Origin of the sequence: Acidisoma cellulosilyticum (assembly GCF_020621385.1) — a bacterium.
GTDB lineage: Bacteria > Pseudomonadota > Alphaproteobacteria > Acetobacterales > Acetobacteraceae > Acidisoma > Acidisoma cellulosilyticum.
Genome location: NZ_JAESVA010000011.1, coordinates 20,447 through 37,413, shown reverse-complemented (window position 1 = coordinate 37,413; position 16,967 = coordinate 20,447). Strand labels below are relative to the sequence as shown.

General features: G+C 58.4%; 17 protein-coding genes. 3 read left to right on the top strand and 14 right to left on the bottom strand.

Going from position 1 to position 16,967, the window contains the following annotated elements:
• Positions 1 to 118 precede the first annotated feature (118 nt).
• Together ACELLULO517_RS22890 and ACELLULO517_RS22885 are read right to left on the bottom strand one after the other, a co-directional pair.
• Positions 119 to 478 carry a response regulator gene (locus tag ACELLULO517_RS22890; protein ID WP_227309761.1) on the bottom strand — a complete coding sequence of 120 codons (360 nt, stop codon included), beginning with the start codon at positions 476 to 478 and terminating at the stop codon, positions 119 to 121.
• 238 nt (positions 479 to 716) lie between these two features.
• Positions 717 to 2,564, bottom strand: coding sequence for a Hint domain-containing protein (locus ACELLULO517_RS22885; RefSeq protein WP_227309760.1), 1,848 nt, complete (start codon positions 2,562 to 2,564; stop codon positions 717 to 719).
• Between the two features lie 606 nt (positions 2,565 to 3,170).
• On the opposite strand from ACELLULO517_RS22885, the gene ACELLULO517_RS22880 reads away from it, so the two are divergent.
• Positions 3,171 to 4,160: a hypothetical protein gene (locus ACELLULO517_RS22880; RefSeq protein WP_227309759.1), complete on the top strand. Its 990-nt coding sequence runs from the start codon at positions 3,171 to 3,173 to the stop codon at positions 4,158 to 4,160.
• A 439-nt stretch (positions 4,161 to 4,599) separates the two neighbouring features.
• On the opposite strand, the gene ACELLULO517_RS22875 is transcribed toward ACELLULO517_RS22880, so the two are convergent.
• The 12 genes from ACELLULO517_RS22875 to ACELLULO517_RS22820 all read right to left on the bottom strand — a co-directional run bounded on the left by ACELLULO517_RS22875 (position 4,600) and on the right by ACELLULO517_RS22820 (position 14,971).
• Positions 4,600 to 5,970: an MFS transporter gene (locus tag ACELLULO517_RS22875; RefSeq protein ID WP_227309758.1), complete on the bottom strand. Its 1,371-nt coding sequence runs from the start codon at positions 5,968 to 5,970 to the stop codon at positions 4,600 to 4,602.
• Between the two features lie 105 nt (positions 5,971 to 6,075).
• Positions 6,076 to 6,558 carry an EthD family reductase gene (locus ACELLULO517_RS22870; protein WP_227309757.1) on the bottom strand — a complete coding sequence of 161 codons (483 nt, stop codon included), beginning with the start codon at positions 6,556 to 6,558 and terminating at the stop codon, positions 6,076 to 6,078.
• A 64-nt stretch (positions 6,559 to 6,622) separates the two neighbouring features.
• A complete protein-coding gene (locus tag ACELLULO517_RS22865; protein WP_227309756.1) occupies positions 6,623 to 7,114 on the bottom strand; it encodes a DUF4286 family protein in 492 nt (163 codons plus the stop codon).
• Between the two features lie 130 nt (positions 7,115 to 7,244).
• The gene (locus tag ACELLULO517_RS22860) at positions 7,245 to 8,156 is read right to left on the bottom strand and encodes an SMP-30/gluconolactonase/LRE family protein (RefSeq protein ID WP_227309755.1); all 912 of its coding nucleotides are present in this window, start codon (positions 8,154 to 8,156) and stop codon (positions 7,245 to 7,247) included.
• Positions 8,157 to 8,180: 24 nt separating this feature from the next.
• A complete protein-coding gene (locus tag ACELLULO517_RS22855) occupies positions 8,181 to 8,879 on the bottom strand; it encodes an ABC transporter ATP-binding protein (protein ID WP_227309754.1) in 699 nt (232 codons plus the stop codon).
• A 4-nt stretch (positions 8,880 to 8,883) separates the two neighbouring features.
• Positions 8,884 to 9,621, bottom strand: a complete 738-nt coding sequence (locus ACELLULO517_RS22850; protein WP_227309753.1) for an ABC transporter ATP-binding protein — start codon at positions 9,619 to 9,621, stop codon at positions 8,884 to 8,886.
• 35 nt (positions 9,622 to 9,656) lie between these two features.
• Positions 9,657 to 10,520, bottom strand: coding sequence for a branched-chain amino acid ABC transporter permease (locus ACELLULO517_RS22845; RefSeq protein WP_227309752.1), 864 nt, complete (start codon positions 10,518 to 10,520; stop codon positions 9,657 to 9,659).
• Positions 10,521 to 10,529: 9 nt separating this feature from the next.
• Positions 10,530 to 11,390 carry a branched-chain amino acid ABC transporter permease gene (locus ACELLULO517_RS22840; protein WP_227309751.1) on the bottom strand — a complete coding sequence of 287 codons (861 nt, stop codon included), beginning with the start codon at positions 11,388 to 11,390 and terminating at the stop codon, positions 10,530 to 10,532.
• 15 nt (positions 11,391 to 11,405) lie between these two features.
• Positions 11,406 to 12,578, bottom strand: a complete 1,173-nt coding sequence (locus ACELLULO517_RS22835) for an ABC transporter substrate-binding protein (protein ID WP_227309750.1) — start codon at positions 12,576 to 12,578, stop codon at positions 11,406 to 11,408.
• A 20-nt stretch (positions 12,579 to 12,598) separates the two neighbouring features.
• Positions 12,599 to 13,429, bottom strand: a complete 831-nt coding sequence (locus tag ACELLULO517_RS22830; protein ID WP_227309749.1) for an alpha/beta fold hydrolase — start codon at positions 13,427 to 13,429, stop codon at positions 12,599 to 12,601.
• A gap of 2 nt (positions 13,430 to 13,431) precedes the next feature.
• Positions 13,432 to 14,319 (bottom strand): MBL fold metallo-hydrolase, encoded by an 888-nt coding sequence (locus tag ACELLULO517_RS22825; protein WP_227309748.1) that lies wholly within the window; start codon positions 14,317 to 14,319, stop codon positions 13,432 to 13,434.
• A 34-nt stretch (positions 14,320 to 14,353) separates the two neighbouring features.
• Positions 14,354 to 14,971, bottom strand: coding sequence for a glutathione S-transferase family protein (locus tag ACELLULO517_RS22820; protein ID WP_227309874.1), 618 nt, complete (start codon positions 14,969 to 14,971; stop codon positions 14,354 to 14,356).
• A 209-nt stretch (positions 14,972 to 15,180) separates the two neighbouring features.
• Between ACELLULO517_RS22820 and ACELLULO517_RS22815 the strand changes: the two genes are divergently transcribed.
• A complete protein-coding gene (locus tag ACELLULO517_RS22815) occupies positions 15,181 to 16,098 on the top strand; it encodes a BKACE family enzyme (protein ID WP_227309747.1) in 918 nt (305 codons plus the stop codon).
• Between the two features lie 66 nt (positions 16,099 to 16,164).
• On the top strand, positions 16,165 to 16,917 hold the full coding sequence (locus tag ACELLULO517_RS22810; RefSeq protein ID WP_227309746.1) for a GntR family transcriptional regulator: 753 nt from the start codon (positions 16,165 to 16,167) through the stop codon (positions 16,915 to 16,917).
• Positions 16,918 to 16,967: the final 50 nt, after the last annotated feature.

Below are 16,967 nucleotides of genomic sequence, written 5' to 3'. Positions count from 1 at the left end.
GCGACGCGATTCTTCCAAACCATCGCCATCTGATCGATATGCGCGATTCGGCGGGACTCGCGCTAGGCGGCCATTCACCGGCTCAGCACAGGCCTCGTAACGCACAGCAGTCCTAGTATCAGACCTCTGTTCCCAGAAGCCCCTGGACCGCCGCGACCAAAGCCTCCCTACTGATTGGCTTGTTGAGGATGAGCATCGGGCCGGGGATTTCGGTAGGATCTGGGGTCTCAGAGAGAAAGATCAGCGGCAGATCCGGGTGATAATCACGCGCGAGCTTAGCCAGTGCCAGCCCAGATATGGATTCCTCGGGCATTTCAAAATCTGTAATCAGCAGATCTGGCCGATACTTATCTCGCAACGGTTTGACGACATCGCTTGCCATTTCTTCGAGATGCACCTCGTATCCAGCCTCACCAAGGACGAGATCTAGCCAATCTCTCACAGTCTCATCGGCATCAACGCATAGTATAGACGGCATTCGAATCTCCTTTGGGACCGTATCGCAGGATAAATCCCTAGAAGTCCAGCTAAGATGGGGCGACCGGCTGGATGGCAAACCTGGTAATTGCTGAATGGCTTCAGGCCGGACAGCTATTCGGCCTCAATCGTCTCGACGTCCCCCCAGCCGCTTTGGGTTTCGAGCCTGATGATCGCGACGGTGCGGATCACCTCGTCCTTCGGTCATCAGCGGAGAAAAGCGATGACAGATCCCTTAATCAGACGGCTAGCTTCAGCCCAGTCTCGACCTTCTCTACGGCACGTTTCATGAGACGATTGCTGATGCCCTTCGGAATTTGGCGTCGTGACTGCGCCCGCGGAAAAGCCATTTCGATTATCGGAATGTCCAGACCATAGAGCGCCTGGTGCTCGGCCCAATTGTCGAAACTCATCCGATCGACGTTATCGACGAAGGTTTCTGCCGGCGCGCCTTCCGCCAAAATCAACGAATGTTCGGCAAGTTCAATATGGTAATAGGTGAACCTTTCCGGCATCGATCGCTCTTGCGTGACTGAGAGACCGTTGACGAGAGCGCCTGCCTGGATGAGCACACCATCGACCAGAATCGCATGATCGGGCGAGACGAGCAGATCGCGCTCTGGAATGTTTTCAGCCAGAGCGCCGGCTTTGATCCGGATCGGCATAACCCTCAGCGGATCGGCAAAGCGCGTCGATACGGAGCATATGCCTATCCACCGAATCGGCTGCTCCCCAGCCGTCGTGGTTGAGACGAGGTCGCCGATGGCCAATTGCTCGACGGCCTTGAGGCCCTGCGCTGTTCCAATCAAGGTGCCTTGCAGGAAGCACAACGGCGCGTCATAGAAAATTTGGGACGGAGATAGGGACGTTATTCCTTGCAGCGTAATTTCCGTGGCGTCAGGAAGCTCGATGATTTCGCTGCCCCCCACTACCTCAGTCGGAAACTGCGCGACACCGTAGCCGTTGAAAACGAGCCGATCATTGCTGGCAAAGCCGGTGATCGTGTCCTGTCCACCAGCCTCACCGTTGACAAAGGCGAACGTCGTTTTTCCAGTTCCAGAAGCGAAGGCCCCGCGCCCGGTGCTTGCAATGATCACGTCATTCCCTGCTCCGCCCACGATCGTGTCGTTTCCGGAACCCGCCATGAAGGTATTGTCGGCGGTCGACTCGGGTACAGCAAGCCCGTCCACCGTCCCGCCTGCCCCGCTGAGGGTCTCGTCGCCGCCACCGGCATACAAGACGACCGGCGCAGCGCCGATTGCATACAACTGGTCGCCGTTCGTGCTGCCATGCAGTGCCGTAACGGCGCCCGTCGTGGCGGCGCCAGTGCCACCGAACAGAACGCTATTCCCGCCCGTTCCGGCGTAGACGGTGCCGCCGCCAGAACCCACTGAAATTGTGTCCGATCCCGTGCCTCGCCCTATGAAGATCGGTTTCGTGGCATCAGTGCTTCCGAAAACGAACAGATTGGTTGAGCCCGGATTGATCGTCGTCTGGCCGGTGCCGATATTGACCGTATCGGTTCCGGTGCCGCTCATCGTGATATTGTCGCCACCTTCGGAATAGATATACGAGTTGCCGCCGGAAACCGAGATTGTGTTCTGACCCGTGCCGGCGTTGATCACAGCATTTCCAAACACGGAGATCGTATCGTTACCGGCGCCGGTATTGATTTGGTAATTGCCTATCCCGGTCGTTCCCGTGGTGATCAGGTTATTCCCATCGCCCACTGCGATATAATCGACGACGGATCCGGACGGGGTGATGTCGGTATAGGTCAACCCACCACTGCCGCCGATGACGGTCTCGCCCACGCCACCCCCGGTGACGCTCGTGGCACCGCCAGTGATGAACAGACCTACATCCGTCGTTGGAATGGCCAATGTTGTGGCGGGAGTTGTGGTGATTACGACCACACCGCCGGCGGCCGCCGGGGCGACCGGGCCGCTGGTATAGGGTAGCGCAGTCAGAGTGCCACTATCGAGGCCGGAGTTGAGCGCCGCCGCCAATGTCTGGGCGTAAGGAGCGGCTTCATCCGTTTCGAAGATCGCTGGCGCGGAAGCGCCTGATATAGTGACGTCCGACATTTCGGCCTCCCGATCTTTCAGATCCAGCGTTAACAAAAGCTTGCTGCTAATGCAACTTTGTACGATGTCGAGATGAAATAGCGCTTGTTGTTTGCTCTCAAAATCAGAGAATCATCGGGATCAAATAAATGACAACCTGCCCGCAAGCGGCCAGATCTGACGGCCTGCTTAAAGGATATTCGATACGTAATAAATAAACTGCCTGCCAACCTAGCCGATGTGACTACGCCCTGGCATAATCTACCTTCAGCGCCTCAAAAATCAGCCTAGGCCAAGGATTAGCGCCTTCCGCCTCGATTAAATCGAAAAAGTCTGCCGCAAAGATCCTTATTGCTCCTGGACCCTCATATTGACTGATGATCATCGATGATAAGGTCAAGGATTAAGTCCAGATCACGCGCAACTGATTCTCTTTTTGGGAACAAGACGATACTGTCCGTTTTGCTCCTGTTTCCTGCGCTGGGGCCCTGAGCGTCGACCCGATGCGACCATGGCATCCATAACTATTGTGACGATGGGGGCTTTCAGCGCGTCGGTAGCCGTGCGACGATCGGTCCGACGGAGACCGATGGCGGGGCCGATACCCTCGTCCGCCGGGTCTCCATCATGGAAACGACCTATTCCGAAGAGGCGTTGCGCGATGCCCTGGCCGCCTGCCTCGCCGAGCCCGACAGACGCGGAAGCCTGATGAGAACCCTTATCGTCATCCCGCACGCATTCCTCCCGCACCGGCCCGGCACGAAGCTTTACGGATCGGAACGCACCGACGGGCCCACCCGGGCGGCTGCGCTGCTGCGCTGTATTGCTGCGTTGCAGCAGAATTTTGGCCCGCGCCAGCACATGATCGATAACGGCATCGATCCGCGCTGCAACGCTTCGTTGGAAGCGGCACTGGACATTGTGCTGTGCACCTCCGGTGCCGATCACCTCGCGAGCAGTGTGCCGCCGCATCTGTTCCACCATCACAATACCACACTGGACCCGCGGCAGCTCGGCTTCACCTGCCAGACGATCCTGCGCGACAATGCTGGACGTTTTGATTGGTATGGCTACGTGGAAGACGATTGCGAGATCACCGACCCGCTGCTGTTCAGCAAGCTGGCCTGGTTCAACGCGACCTTCGGCCCGGATGTGGCACTGCAGCCGAATAGGTTCGAACTGTCGACCGGCCCGATCGTGCAGAAGCTGTATATCGACGGCCCCCTTCCCGGACCCAAGCCGTGGGGCGAGGTGCCAGGGGGGCCGACGCTGGACGGAATGGCACTCGGCCGCGCCTGGCGGTTCCGCCGGGTCAGCAACCCCCATGCCGGGTGCTTCTTCGCCGATCCGGCGCAGATGACGCGGCTGGCGGCCGATCCGGAGTTCGGCCAGTTCTCAAGCGCGTTCGTGGGGCCGCTGGAATCCGCGGCAACGCTGCCGTTGGTGCGCAATTTCGCCGTCTATAAACCAGCCTTGTCCAATGCCAGCTTTCTGGAGATGCGCCATGTCGATCAGGGCATTCTGGATGAACGGCTGTTCTACCGATTCAACGACGAAGGCCAGGTGGTGCGGACGGTCACCAAGGGTCGGGGCGCAGAACCGCCTGCAGCGGGCTAGAGCAGATCCCGGTCATATGGAATCATCTGGCCGGGTGAAGATGCTCGCAAAAACAATAATCTAGAGCGGCGCTTGTGAGCGTGAGCGAACAGGAAACGCTCTAGGTGGCTGCTGACCACCCTGCTGCCCTGTGATCCAGCGAGCCAAGCGACTATGCGCAATCGAACACATCGCGTTGCCGCCGATCTCGACCAGCTTCCGAAAGCACAGCCCAGGCCCGTACTACCCCTCGCTCCGGCAGCCGAGATCATCGTGCTGACCGATTGGGCGCATATAAGGGCAGCACATGGCGGTCGTTCGCGCCACCGTCTTGGGCAGCCTGTCAAAGGAAACAGATCGCCCTCTGGCAGCCTGACAGATCAGAATTTTTCCACCCCCGAGCCGTACGCTGTCTTTGACGGGCAGCCTCGTCACCGCGTCGAGCACAAACTGAACGTCGTCACTGAACCTCGGCTCGCAAAAGCAATCGCGACGAGGATACGGCAGCCGCAAGGGCCGCAACCGTCGCAGCCGCCACCAGACAGGCCAGAACCCCTTGCCTCGGCAGAGCGTTAAAGGCCAAGGCCACAAGGGTCGCGCCCACCGTCTGCCCCAGAAGGCGCGACGTCCCAAGCGTTCCCGCCGCGCCGCCGCTACGTCGGGACGGCGCTGAGGTCATCAGCGTCCGGTTGTTGGGCGATTGGAAAAGTCCGAATCCGGCCCCGCACAAGGCCATCCGCCAAATGATCTCGCCTCGGCTCGGATTGGCAGGCAGCATCGCCATAGCTGCAAGACCGATTGCCAATAGGGATAGGCCAACACCGCCGAGCACGCCAGCTGGGTAGCGGTCTGCCAGCCGTCCCGCGATCGGGGCGCTGACAATCGTCGCCAAGGGCCAGGGCGTCATCAGAAGCCCGGTCTGCACCGCCGTCAGGCCGAGCGAATTCTCGATATAGAAAGGAAGTGAGGTAAAGGCCAGCATCTGCGCGACGAAGGAGCAAACGGCCGTCGCAGCGGATAGTCGAAACAAGGGGATTCGCAGAAGGTCGAGCGGCAAGAGCGGCGCGACATGATTGGCCTGCCGACGGACAAGCAAAACCCCAAATGCCGTGCAGACGGCAAACTCCACCAGGATAAGCACGGCCCTTTGGCCATGCGCCAGACCCTCCAGCGCGAATATGAATGAGGCCATCATGACGGCATTCATAAAGGCCGAGAGAAAATCGAATCGATGCTTGGCCAGCGGTGTCGGGGGCAATGCCCGCAACGCGACCAGAAAGGCGATCAGGCCCAGAGGCACATTCACGGCAAAAAGGAACGGCCAAGGCCCCACCGACAGAATTGCCGCGGCGATGCTCGGGCCGGCGGCAGCCGAGGTCGCCGCGACCAAGGCATTGATGCCCATGCCACGACCTAGCAATGCTCTGGGATAGACGAAGCGCGTGAGCGCGGCATTGACGCTCATGATGCCAGCCGCGCCAAACCCCTGCAGCGCGCGCGAGAGCGCCAATACAAGCAAGTCCTGTGACAGGGCACAGGCAAGAGAGGCCAGCGTGAATATGACCAATCCGCCGATATAGACGCGTCGATATCCGACGATTTCGCCCAGGGATCCCAGAGGTAAAAGCGATATGGTCGCCGCCAGCTGATAGCCATTGATGACCCAAATCGACGAGGCCGGCGAAGCATGCAGATCGCGCGCGATTGTCGGCAAGGCGACATTGGCGATGGCACCGTCCATGACCGCCAGCATAACCGCCAGACCGATCGTCAAGACAGCCAGGTAGCGCTGCGGCACGGGAACCCCGTCCGTATAAGCCTCTGCTAGCATCAATCGGCTCTCAGACTTGCCATTTTCGACTTGTCACACCTGGTCGGCTTGTCACTCACGCGAGAGAGCAAAGGCCGAACCAGGGCGACAGGTCAAGCCGTTACTCTAGCCTCTCGGAATGATGATCCTCTCCTCGGCCACAAGATCAACCTCACTTCCGACAAACAAGGTTCCGTCGGCCAAAACCTTCTTTATGGCATCGGACGAGGCCGCATTTTCCAGCGACGCCCGGTCCTTGAACCAAAGCTCCGCCAGACCGTCAATCTGAACATCGATTGGCTTCACACCGTCCGTTCGGGTCGATGATGACGTCACGATGCTCAGTGTATAGCGCAAGACCCCAGGCACCGCGTAGACAAGCGGTGCGTGAACCGTCTCCCAGTGATGAATAAAATCCTCCCGACTCTCCCCGTCCTTTCTGGCGAGAATCGAGATGATCTTGATCATGCCCGGCGTGCTGGCCGTGTCGGCGAATGAGCGTTGGACGGAGACGCCCATGCCGAGCGCCGCCGCCGTCGTCGCAAGCCCAATGGCGCGTGCCGAAAACCCGCGACGACTTGCACTATGTTTCTCGATGCTCTCAAACATCGCTGGATGTCCTTTACGAATACAGGCGTGTCAGCGAAGGCCGCAAGGCCTGCCCATATTGCGCTTAGTTGTCCGCAGAAGTTACTTGGCCTTCGGTCGCAATGCTGCGAACCTGATCGACCGATTTTCCAAGAACTTCATCCTGCGTCACGCGATTGGTGATGGGCGTGAAGGTCATGCTATTGCCAGTATCATTGTCAAGGAAGCTGTCCTTAGTGACAGTCGTCCCCGTCGCCAGGCCCTTTTTGACACGATCGAATGCTGATTTGAGGTCGGTGGTTTCGATCTCCCAAATCATCATGTATTTCTGCGGATGGGTGCCGTAAAATTGCTGATCGCCTAATTCGTAGAACTGGGCGGCAACGATACCGTCGATATTCAGAAGATCATGAATATGCTGGCCGGTATACCAATGCAGATAATCCTTCTCATGGCCCTTCACGGGATTGCTGAAGAACATGAAGAAATACTTCTGTTTCTCAGCGGCGAAACCCGCATGGGCCGTACCGAATAGCATTGCGGTCGCAAGACAGGTGTTGATGAATAGGCGGCGCATTTGTTGTCCTCCCTGCTGCGGCGCTTATCGCGCCGTTCTTCGGACTGATGCATGACACTACATTGTCCGGACAATGTAGTGTCGGAGGATTTTGCTTCGGGCGCAACAAAAAAGAGTCGGTGTCACGGCATTATTGCTGATAATTCAAGCGAAGTCCGGCATCCGGCCAATCGGCCGCAACCAGTCGGCCGTCATGGGACAAGGTGACGAAGGCGGTTTTCATATCCGCGCCACCGAAACAGAGATTCGTCACCAAAAGATCGGGCATCGCGTGATGCACCACCTTCCGACCATGCGGCTCGATCTCGACCACAGCGCAGGAATCGAGTGCCGCGACGCAGATGTTCCCGGATTGCGTCACGGCAAGACTGTCGAAGCGAACGCCGCCGCCGACCCCCGCGACAAGAGTGGCACCATATTGCGCCGGCCAAACCCGTTTGCGGAGTTGTCCTGGCCCCAGGATCTCCCAGGACCAGAGCCGCCCGGTGATTGTTTCCGCGACATATAGCGTCTTCTCGTCCGGCGACAGGCCAATGCCATTGGCGGTGACCATGCCATGCACCACTTCACGTATTTCGGACCCATCGGCACGCGCCCAGTAGACGCCACCCAGATCCAATTCGCGATCGCGCCGTTTGCCAAGATCCGTGAACCAGAAACCACCCGTCGAATCGAACACGATATCATTCGGTCCTTTGAGTGGGCGCCCGTCGCAGCGTTCATACAGCCGCTCGAACTTTCCGGTGGCAAGATCGACCACTTCGATGCGGCCGGTCTCATAATCCCGGCTCTGCGGCCCGGACCGGAGGAGATGGCCATTGCGGATCCATTCGAACCCGCCATTGTTGCAGACGAAAGCTGCATTTCCCGGCCCGATCGCCACACCATTTGGGCCCCCGCCGAGCTGGGCCAGAACCTCTATGCGTCCGTCGGGCTGCACGCGGGTCAGCGACCCTCGTTCGATTTCGACAAGGATGACCGACCCGTCGCCCATCGCGACGGGTCCTTCCGGAAATCTCAAACCGGATGCGATAATCTTCATGGGCGATTATTCTCCCCTGGGACTTCAGAAGTAATGCCAGACGCCGGCGGCGCGCGCCCCATCGGGCGTGCCGCTGAATACGATCTTCCCGCTATTCATGATGATGACGCGATCAGCCACCCTCATCGCTGCCGCCACGTTCTGCTCCACTAGCAAGGTTCCCAATCCATGGGATCGGCTCAGGCTTCTGAGCTGGTCGAACATGCGTTCAACCAGATTGGGTGCAAGGCCGATCGATGGTTCATCAAGCATCAGGCAATGCGGCCTACCCAAAAGCGCCAGGCTCAATGCCAGCATCTGCTGCTGCCCGCCACTCATGGTGCCGGCAATCGTCGTGCGTCTTTCGTCCAGCACAGGCAGCAGCTGATAGACTTCGGCGGGACCGAACAAGTCACCGCCCTTGCAGTTCTGCGCCGCCACGGCCTCGATATTATCAGCCACGCTAAGGTCTGGAAAAATGCCGCGCCCCTCGGGCAGAAGTCTCAACCCAAGCTTGATCCGGCCCGGCGTCGCCAAGCTGCTCACGTCTTGGTCCATCAGGCTCACCGCCCCAGACCTTGCCGGCAGCAGACCCATGATCGTCTTCAGCGTCGTCGTTTTGCCGGCGCCGTTATGGCCCAGCAAGGCGACGATCTCGCCGGCCGCCAGGGTCAGGCTCACGTCCGAGATGACCAATTTGGCACCATAGCCGGCCGTCACGTCTCGCAATTCCAAAAGGCTCATCGGTTTACAAGGCTCCCCCGAAGTAAATCTCGGCGAGTTTCGGATCGGCCATGATCGCCTCGGGTGTTCCTTGCGCCATGAGATGCCCTTGATGCAGAAACAGGACTTCATCCGCGATTTGCTGAACCACGCGCGTATTATGTTCGACGACAAGCTGCGAGCGTCCCTCATCACGCAGCCGCCGCAACAGCACCATGACCTTTTCCAACGCGTCGCCACTTAGTCCTGAGGTTGGTTCGTCGAGCAGAAGCAGTTCTGCGCCTGTCGCCAAAACGCGCGCTATGCAAAGCAGCTTCTGTTCGCCGTAAGACAGATTGCGCACGAACGCCTCCGCCTGATCGGCCAGCCCGACCTCCTCCAGAATGCCGCGCGCTGTCTCCCTGGTCTTTCTTTGGCTCCGCGCCGTATGAATTGGCCGGAACAATGCGCCGAGCGGCTCCTCCCCGAATTGATTGGGCACCGCGCTCGCGACGTTTTCCAAGGCCGTCAAATCGCCGAACAACCGGAGATTTTGAAATGTCCTTGCAATACCTGCACGCACGATCTTCTGTGGACCAATCCCCGTCAGACCATTCCCGCGAAAGAACACGCTGCCTTGGTCCAGCTTCAGAAAACCGGTTATCGCGTTGAAGATTGTCGTTTTACCAGCACCATTCGGACCGACCAGACAGATGATCTTTCCTGAATCGATGGAGAAGGTGCAGTCGTTGAGCGCCTGCAATCCACCGAAGCGCTTCGACATGCTTTTGACGCTCAGATAGGTCTGATCGCTCGCCATCATATTTTCCTCCCCATAAGACCTTGAGGTCGGAACAGCATGAAGGCCACCAGCAGAACGCCGTAAATTCCCTGCCTTGCCGAAGCCGCAATCGCTGTCGGGAGATCGATCAAAGACAGCAGCTGCGGCAATGCGACGACGACGAACGGCCCCACGATGGACCCCGCGAGCGTGCGCGCCCCTCCCAATACGACCATCGTTAGAAGCAGCACGGACGCATCGAGGTCAAAGGTCGAGGGATCGATGAAGCTCAAATAGACCGCATAAAGCCCCCCGGCGACGCCCGCGAATACGCCGGCCAAGGCCGCCGCCTCCACCTTCGCCCGCAGCACCTGCCGCCCGGCCGCGGCGACCGCCAATTCGTCCTCGCGGAGCGCCATCAACAAACGGCCGAACGGCGATCGCATCACCAGCCGGAAGGCGAAACAGGCCAGGCAAGCAACGCAGGCGGTAAGGATCAAGGTTTTAAGGCTGGTATCGATCGGCAGGCCGAATAGGTCGGCCGTCGGAATCCCCGCCATTCCTGACGCGCCGCCCGTGATCGCATCCCAATTGGTGAAGGCGGCCGTTGCCAGAAGCTGAATGCCGAACGAGGTCACCACGAAATAGTCGCCGGACACGCGAAGCGACGGGAGTGTGATGAGAACATTGAGCACGAGACAGACGACCGCTGCCAGCGCAAGAGCCGGCACAAATCCCATGATGTCATTGCTCAAGGCATAGCCCACTGTATAGGCGCCGACACCGAAGATCGCCGCCTGGGACACCGAGAAAATTCCGACAACGCCCACGAGAAGATTTGTCGACAGCCCCAGGATCACAAAGATCGAAGCGAGAATAAGATAGGAGAACAGATAATCCATGAGATTGCCTCAGCGTCGCGTGAAGAGGCCGCGAGGCCTGAACAGCATGAAAACCAGGAAGATCAGAAAGGTGACGCCGACGCTCCACTCGCCTGAAATAACCAGGAGAGAGAGGTTTTGCAGCACCGATATGAGCATCGCCATCAGGAACGCGCCGGTCAGGCTGCCGATACCGCCGGCAATGACAGCGATTGTCGCCGTCAGCAGGACCGTTGTGCCATCATAGGGCTGCACGCCGAAATCAAACGCAACCAGCGCCCCCGGGATCGCCACCATGGCGGACGCAATCGCCATGACGATGACGAAGGTTCGCTGCGGCCTGAGCGCGGTGATCTCGGCCAGAAAAGGGTTGGAGGCGACAGCGCGGATCTGCTTTCCGAGAACCGTTCGACGTGTAAACCACAATGAGCAAGGAAAGACCGCGAGGCAAATGACCAGGGTCGCGATCTGTACTTCGGTCAGGGTCACCCCGCCGAAGGACAAGGTCCGACCGCGCCAGGCGCTCCCGAAAGGGAGAATATTCGGCGTGAAGACACTCGCCAGAAAATTCTGAATGACTGCCAGCAAGCCGAGCGATGCGATCAGCACCGCCAGGTGTGACGCCCTGCGCTGCGCGAGGCGGGCGTAAAGCTCGCTCTGGATGAGGGCGCCGGCAACAGCGCATATGGCCATCGCCGCCAGAAGCCCCACAATATCGGGCGCGCCGGATTTCTCCAAGGCGTAAGCGACATATCCTGCCAGCGTATAGATGCCGGCATGGGCCACATGGAAGATGCGTGTCGTGGAATAAGCCAGCGAGAAGCTGATGGCTATTATCCCGAGAGCACTGCCGGTGACGAGACCGTTGATGAGAAGTTGAAGGAGAAGCATGCTTTGTCCAGCGGCTCAATCGGCTTTGAATTCTTGAACAAGGTGGTGATGACCGTCCTTGATCTGCATGATGTCAATCTCCATCACTGCAGTATTTGTGCGGAAGATCGCCGGCAGCATCACGTCGAAGGTCTGAATGCTGAATATCGCGTCATGGATGTTTTCCCCCGTGATCGGCTTGCCCTGGGACAGAACCTTCTCGATGGCCTTCGCCATGATGAACACCGCATTGGCGTATTGTGCCCCCCAGAATTCCATCTCGACGTTGAACATCTTCTGGAAGGCGGTCGCGACAGCCGGTGGCGCTTTGATTTGCACCTGGGTATGCAGCCAGCCGTCGGAACCGGGATTGTGCAGCGCCGCCGGGTCATTGAAGAAGGACGTCCCGACGATCGTAAACGCCGGCTTCATTTGGTGAATCTGATCAGCCAGCGGACCAAGCCCATCGCTTAGCATGACGAACAGGACATCGGGTTTGACAGACGCGATCTTCAGCAGCGAAGGCCGATAATCCGTCTGGCCGAAGGACACCGGCTCCCTGGCGATGATTTTGCCACCGACCTTCTGAAATGCGCGAACAAAATCATCGCGGCCCGATGTCCCACCGGCGTCATCCTCATAAAGAATTCCGGCCGTTTTCTTGCCGACCGAGGCGAGATATTTTGCCAGGACCGCGATTTCATCGCCGGCCACCGGGATTGTATTGAAAAGATAAGGCGAGGCCTTTGCCAGACGATCTGCCTGAGCCCCGCCATTCACGAGCACGATTTTCTTCCGCGTTGCCAAGGGTGCCATCGCCAAGGTCGGGCCGGAGAAGGCGCTGAAAATAAGCGGCACGCCCTGCAGGGAGACGAGTTTGTTGAAAGAGATAACGGCCTGATCCGGTCTGCCTTCGTCATCTTCATAGAGAATGTCGAGAGGTCTTCCCGCGACACCGCCGGCGGCATTGATCTGGCTCACGCCAAATCTCAGGCCGCGTTGCTGCTGAATACCGACGGACGCGTCTGGCCCGGTCAGCGGAAGAATACCGCCGAGCCTTATCGGCGTGCCGTCAGCCGCCATGGCCCGTCCAGCCAATCCCAAACCCGCAAGACCCGCGACCATCCCCAAAACCAATCGGCGTGTCGGATCGTCGAAATGCGCTGAGGTTGCCGCCAAGTAACGCGGTGGCATGTGAGATAATGTCATCTATTTCCTCCTCTTTTTTATTAATGTTGGGGCGGAAGGTATTGGATGTTCTGCTTCAGAAAACTCATCACTTTACTTGCAACGAGGTCTGGCGTTTGCCAGGCCATGAAATGGCCGGACGGAATGACGTCGAACACGGCAAAGCGGATGGCCGCGGCGACTGTGGCGACATGCTCGGGCGGCCGATCCTGGTCATACTCTCCCGCCAGCACCAGGGCCGGACAGCGCAATGCCGCGAAGTCGCTGGTCATGTCGAGGCCGATCAGCATACGCATCATGGCGCCAAACCCGCGCGGATTGGCCGCAAGACGCATTGTCCTCCCTTGTTCGAACAACGCCCTATCCGTGCGGAGGATCGGCGGATAGCTGCGCATGAGCGATTCATCGATGCTGGTTCTGAGCCCCTCCGCCTCCACCTTATCCGCCCTTGCAAAGGCGGCCGCGCGCCGCGCGAGCGGGATGGATGTGGAGGGTGCCAGGGCCACAACCGCCGGGCAAAGCGCCGGGTAGGCCGCCGCAAACCCCAAAGCGATTGCACCGCCCACAGCGCAACCAATCGGGATGATCGGTCCTTCTATGCCGAGCCGTTCAAGCAGCAGAGCCGCATCCTGGACAGCCGTGCGGAAATTCATGGGTCCGCGAATGGCCTCAGACCGGCCATTGCCATGAACGTCATAGCGGACGACGCGAAAAAACGGCTGCAGAAGCGGCACCAGCCTGTCCCAGCTATGGAGCGTGCCGCCCATTTCATGAATGAGCAGAAGTGTCGCATCACCGCCGCCGCAGACTTCCGCGAACAATACTTTGCCCGCGACATCGACCCATTCTGCCGTTTTTGCCGTCCCGGACATTTTCATCTCTGCTCGGGAAGGAAGACGAATGCATCACCGTCCCGTCCGACCCGACCGCAGTAGGGCGCCCCGAAGTGACAGGGCATGATCAGCGCGCCACGCTCAGCGGCGCGGTCAAGGAATTTCAGATGCGTGCCCTCTCCCAGTGCAGGGACCTCGCAAAATCTTGTATTCAAGGCCGGAATGGCGATCTGCAGCGGATTATGCATCACGTCGCCGGCAAAGATCCCTTCCTCGCCGTCAGATCTCAACCGGTAGGACAGCAAACCCGCCGTATGGCCTGGCAACGGCTCGGCGTCCAAGCACCCCGCGACATCGCGCGCGTCATCTTCCACAAGCGCCGCGAGACCCGCATCGAAGATCGGCTTTATGCTGTCATTATAGGCCGCCGCGGGGTCGGGGTTCAGGCTGCCATTGGCCTGAGCCTCAACCATCCGCAGGTAGTCATGCTTCGGATAGAGATATTGCGCCTTCGGGAAAGTCGGCACCCATGTCCCATCGTCAAGTTTCGTGTCCCAGCCGACGTGATCTGTATGGAGATGCGTGTGAACGACATGCGTCACCTCATCGGCCGAAGCGCCTGCGGCTTCAAGCCAGTTCGGCACCAGCGTATTCAAACCGTTCATGCGGGCCGCACGCCTTGTCTTGCCGTTGCCGACACCTGTGTCGATGACAACCACATTGGCGCCCGCGCGCACGACCCATATCTGTATGGTCACGATGAAGCGGCGAACCCTTGTGTTCCAGTGATCGGGCGCCAACCAGCTTGCATTGGCATCGATCTGCGACTCCGACAGTCCCGGGAACAGAAAATCCGGTATATGGGTCGGTGCCGAATATTCGATGATATTGCTGACAGTTGCAGCACCGATTTTTCGGGTGAACATCATCAGGTGAAACTCCCTAGAGCCGTAACACAGGTCTTCAATAATTATCCGCGAAGGCGGTTTGTTCGGCGGACGGCCTGAGGCAGAATGTCTTGTGCCATGCGGCCAGATGAGGTGCTTCGGCTCTCCAGTCTTCGTCCGCATAGCGGAAATCGAGATAGCTCAGCGCACAGCCGATTGTGATATGGCCGATCGAAAAAGCGTCCGCCGCGATAGATCCCGCTTCGGCTTCCAGCGCGGCCAGAACATCCCATCGTTTGCGCCGATAAGTCGAAACATGGGCATCAGACCTTGTGCCATCGGGCCGCAGCGCTTCGGCACGGCCGATGACGAGAATATCCATCAACCCATTGCCCAAAGCCTGACGTCGCAGCGCAATAAGACGCGCAATTCCGTCATCAGGAAACAAACCAGCATCAGGATTTTGACAATGGAACCACTCGCAAATCACCGAAGAATCGAAATAGGCGCTACCGTCTTCAAGAACGAGCGTCGGGATTTTTCCCAATGGATTATGCGAGATAACCTGCGCATGGGGCCGAAGCGTCGCGACATCGACGCGTACAAGCTGCAGCAAACCAGCAAGACCACATTCATGGGCTGCCATGAGGGCTTTTCGCGCGTAGGGCGATCGTGATGACCAGAAAAGTGTCATCATTGCGATTGGTCTCGCAGATGCACGTTGTTCTCCCCCCTCTCGAAAATCGGAGGCCGTTTGCGGCAGTTCCGATAGGCCCGAGCGATCTTTTTTTGTCTTGTCAGCGACCGATGGCAAGGTTATGCATTGTCCGGACATTAACGTCAATGTCCGATTAGCCACTTGGGCCGCGGAAATGCGGTTGCGCATTGGTCAAGGAAACGCTCGTGCCAAAATCCAAAAAAACAATCATAACCTGTGCGATTACCGGAGCCGGGCTGACGCCGTCGATGTCGCCCTATTTGCCGATTTCAGCCGAAGACATGATCCGGGAGTCGGTCGAAGCCGCGAAGGCCGGCGCCGCAATGCTGCACCTGCACGCACGCAAGCCGGAAGACGGCAGGCCGACGAACGACATCGCAGTCTGGAACTCCTTCGTTCCTGGCATTCGCGCAGGATGCGACGCGATCATCAATATGTCGGCATCGATGGGCGCGACCGCGGATGATCGCGTATCGGCGGCCATTGCGGTGCGACCGGAAGTCGCGACCGTCATCGTCGGCTCCATGAATTACGGCCGGTTCAAGAAGGCGCATGATCAAGGGATCACGGAATTCAAGCATGAGTGGGAACGTGAATTCTTCGGCCCCTCATCCTATGAAGTCGTGACGCAAAATACGTTCGCGAAGATCGACCGAATGATCGATATCTTCACCGAGCATAAGATCGCGATGGAATTCGAATGCTATGATGTGGGCCATATTCACATCCTCGCCTATCATCTCAAGAACCGAAAAATCGACAAACCGATCATCGTGCAGTTTCTCACCGGCATCCTCGGCGGCATCACGTCGGATATCGATCACCTGCTTCACATGAAGCAGACGACAGAAAAGCTGTTCGGAAGCGATTGCGAGATTTTTCTGCATGGCACTGGTCCTGTGAATATCAGGACAGCGGTTGCAGGCGCGTTGATGGGCACCAGCGTGCGCGTCGGTCAGGAGGATAATCTCTTCGACAAGCCCGGCTTGCCCTTCACGTCCAATGCCGCACAGGTATCGCGGCTCAAGCAGATCCTCGACGGGTTGAATATCGAAATCGCAACGCCTGCCGAGGCGCGCGCGCGGCTTGGCCTGACCGGCTGATCCGCTGGATTCAAGCCAGTCTATTCAGCGTTGCGCTCACAGGGACTGACCTTATAGATAGGGGCTATGACGCAAGACAGCAAAGCCCTCTTTCGCCACGAGACCATCGCGCGGCAGCTGATTCAGGACATCCGATCCGGCGTTTATCCGGTCGGAACCCAGTTGCCGCCCGAACTTCTCTTGGGCCAAATGTTCAAGGCAAGCCGGCATACCGTCCGCCAGGCCTTGAAGACCTTGACCGACAGAGGTCTGATTGTTCGGCGCGCGAGCTCGGGCTCGATGATCATATCCGCGCATGAGCCGCGCATTATGGTGCAATCCTCGGCGCCAATGACGAAGGCCTTGGCCAACCCGTCAGATCTGGTCAGGACAATCGTCGGTGCCAAATTTGTTACTGTGACGAAGACACTGGCCAAGATGCTGCAATGCGATGCGGGTGAGCGAAAGCTGCGCATTCACACGATCGTTCGATCGACGGAGAGTGATCTCATCGTATCGGCGGTCGAGATTTACGTGGCCGAGGCCTATGCCGGCATCCTTGATCACCCGTCGCATAAAACGATGCGCATCAGCGACCAGATTGTGGATATGTATGACGAAGAGATCGAACGCGTCCAGGTTGAAGTCTTCGCCGGCAAGCTTCCAGCGCCCATGCCGAAATTGCTGAACCTGGATGAGACGGCATCAGGATTGGGTATCATCCGCCGCTATGTCGGACGCAACGACGCTATTTTTGAGGTCAGCGTCACCTATTACGGTGGCGATCAGCATGTATTCCTGATGGAATTGCGCCGACAAACAGGCGGTCTTTCGCCCTGAAAACCTATCATACGGATCTCGGTGCGGCCATCATTCACGACATGGACTGA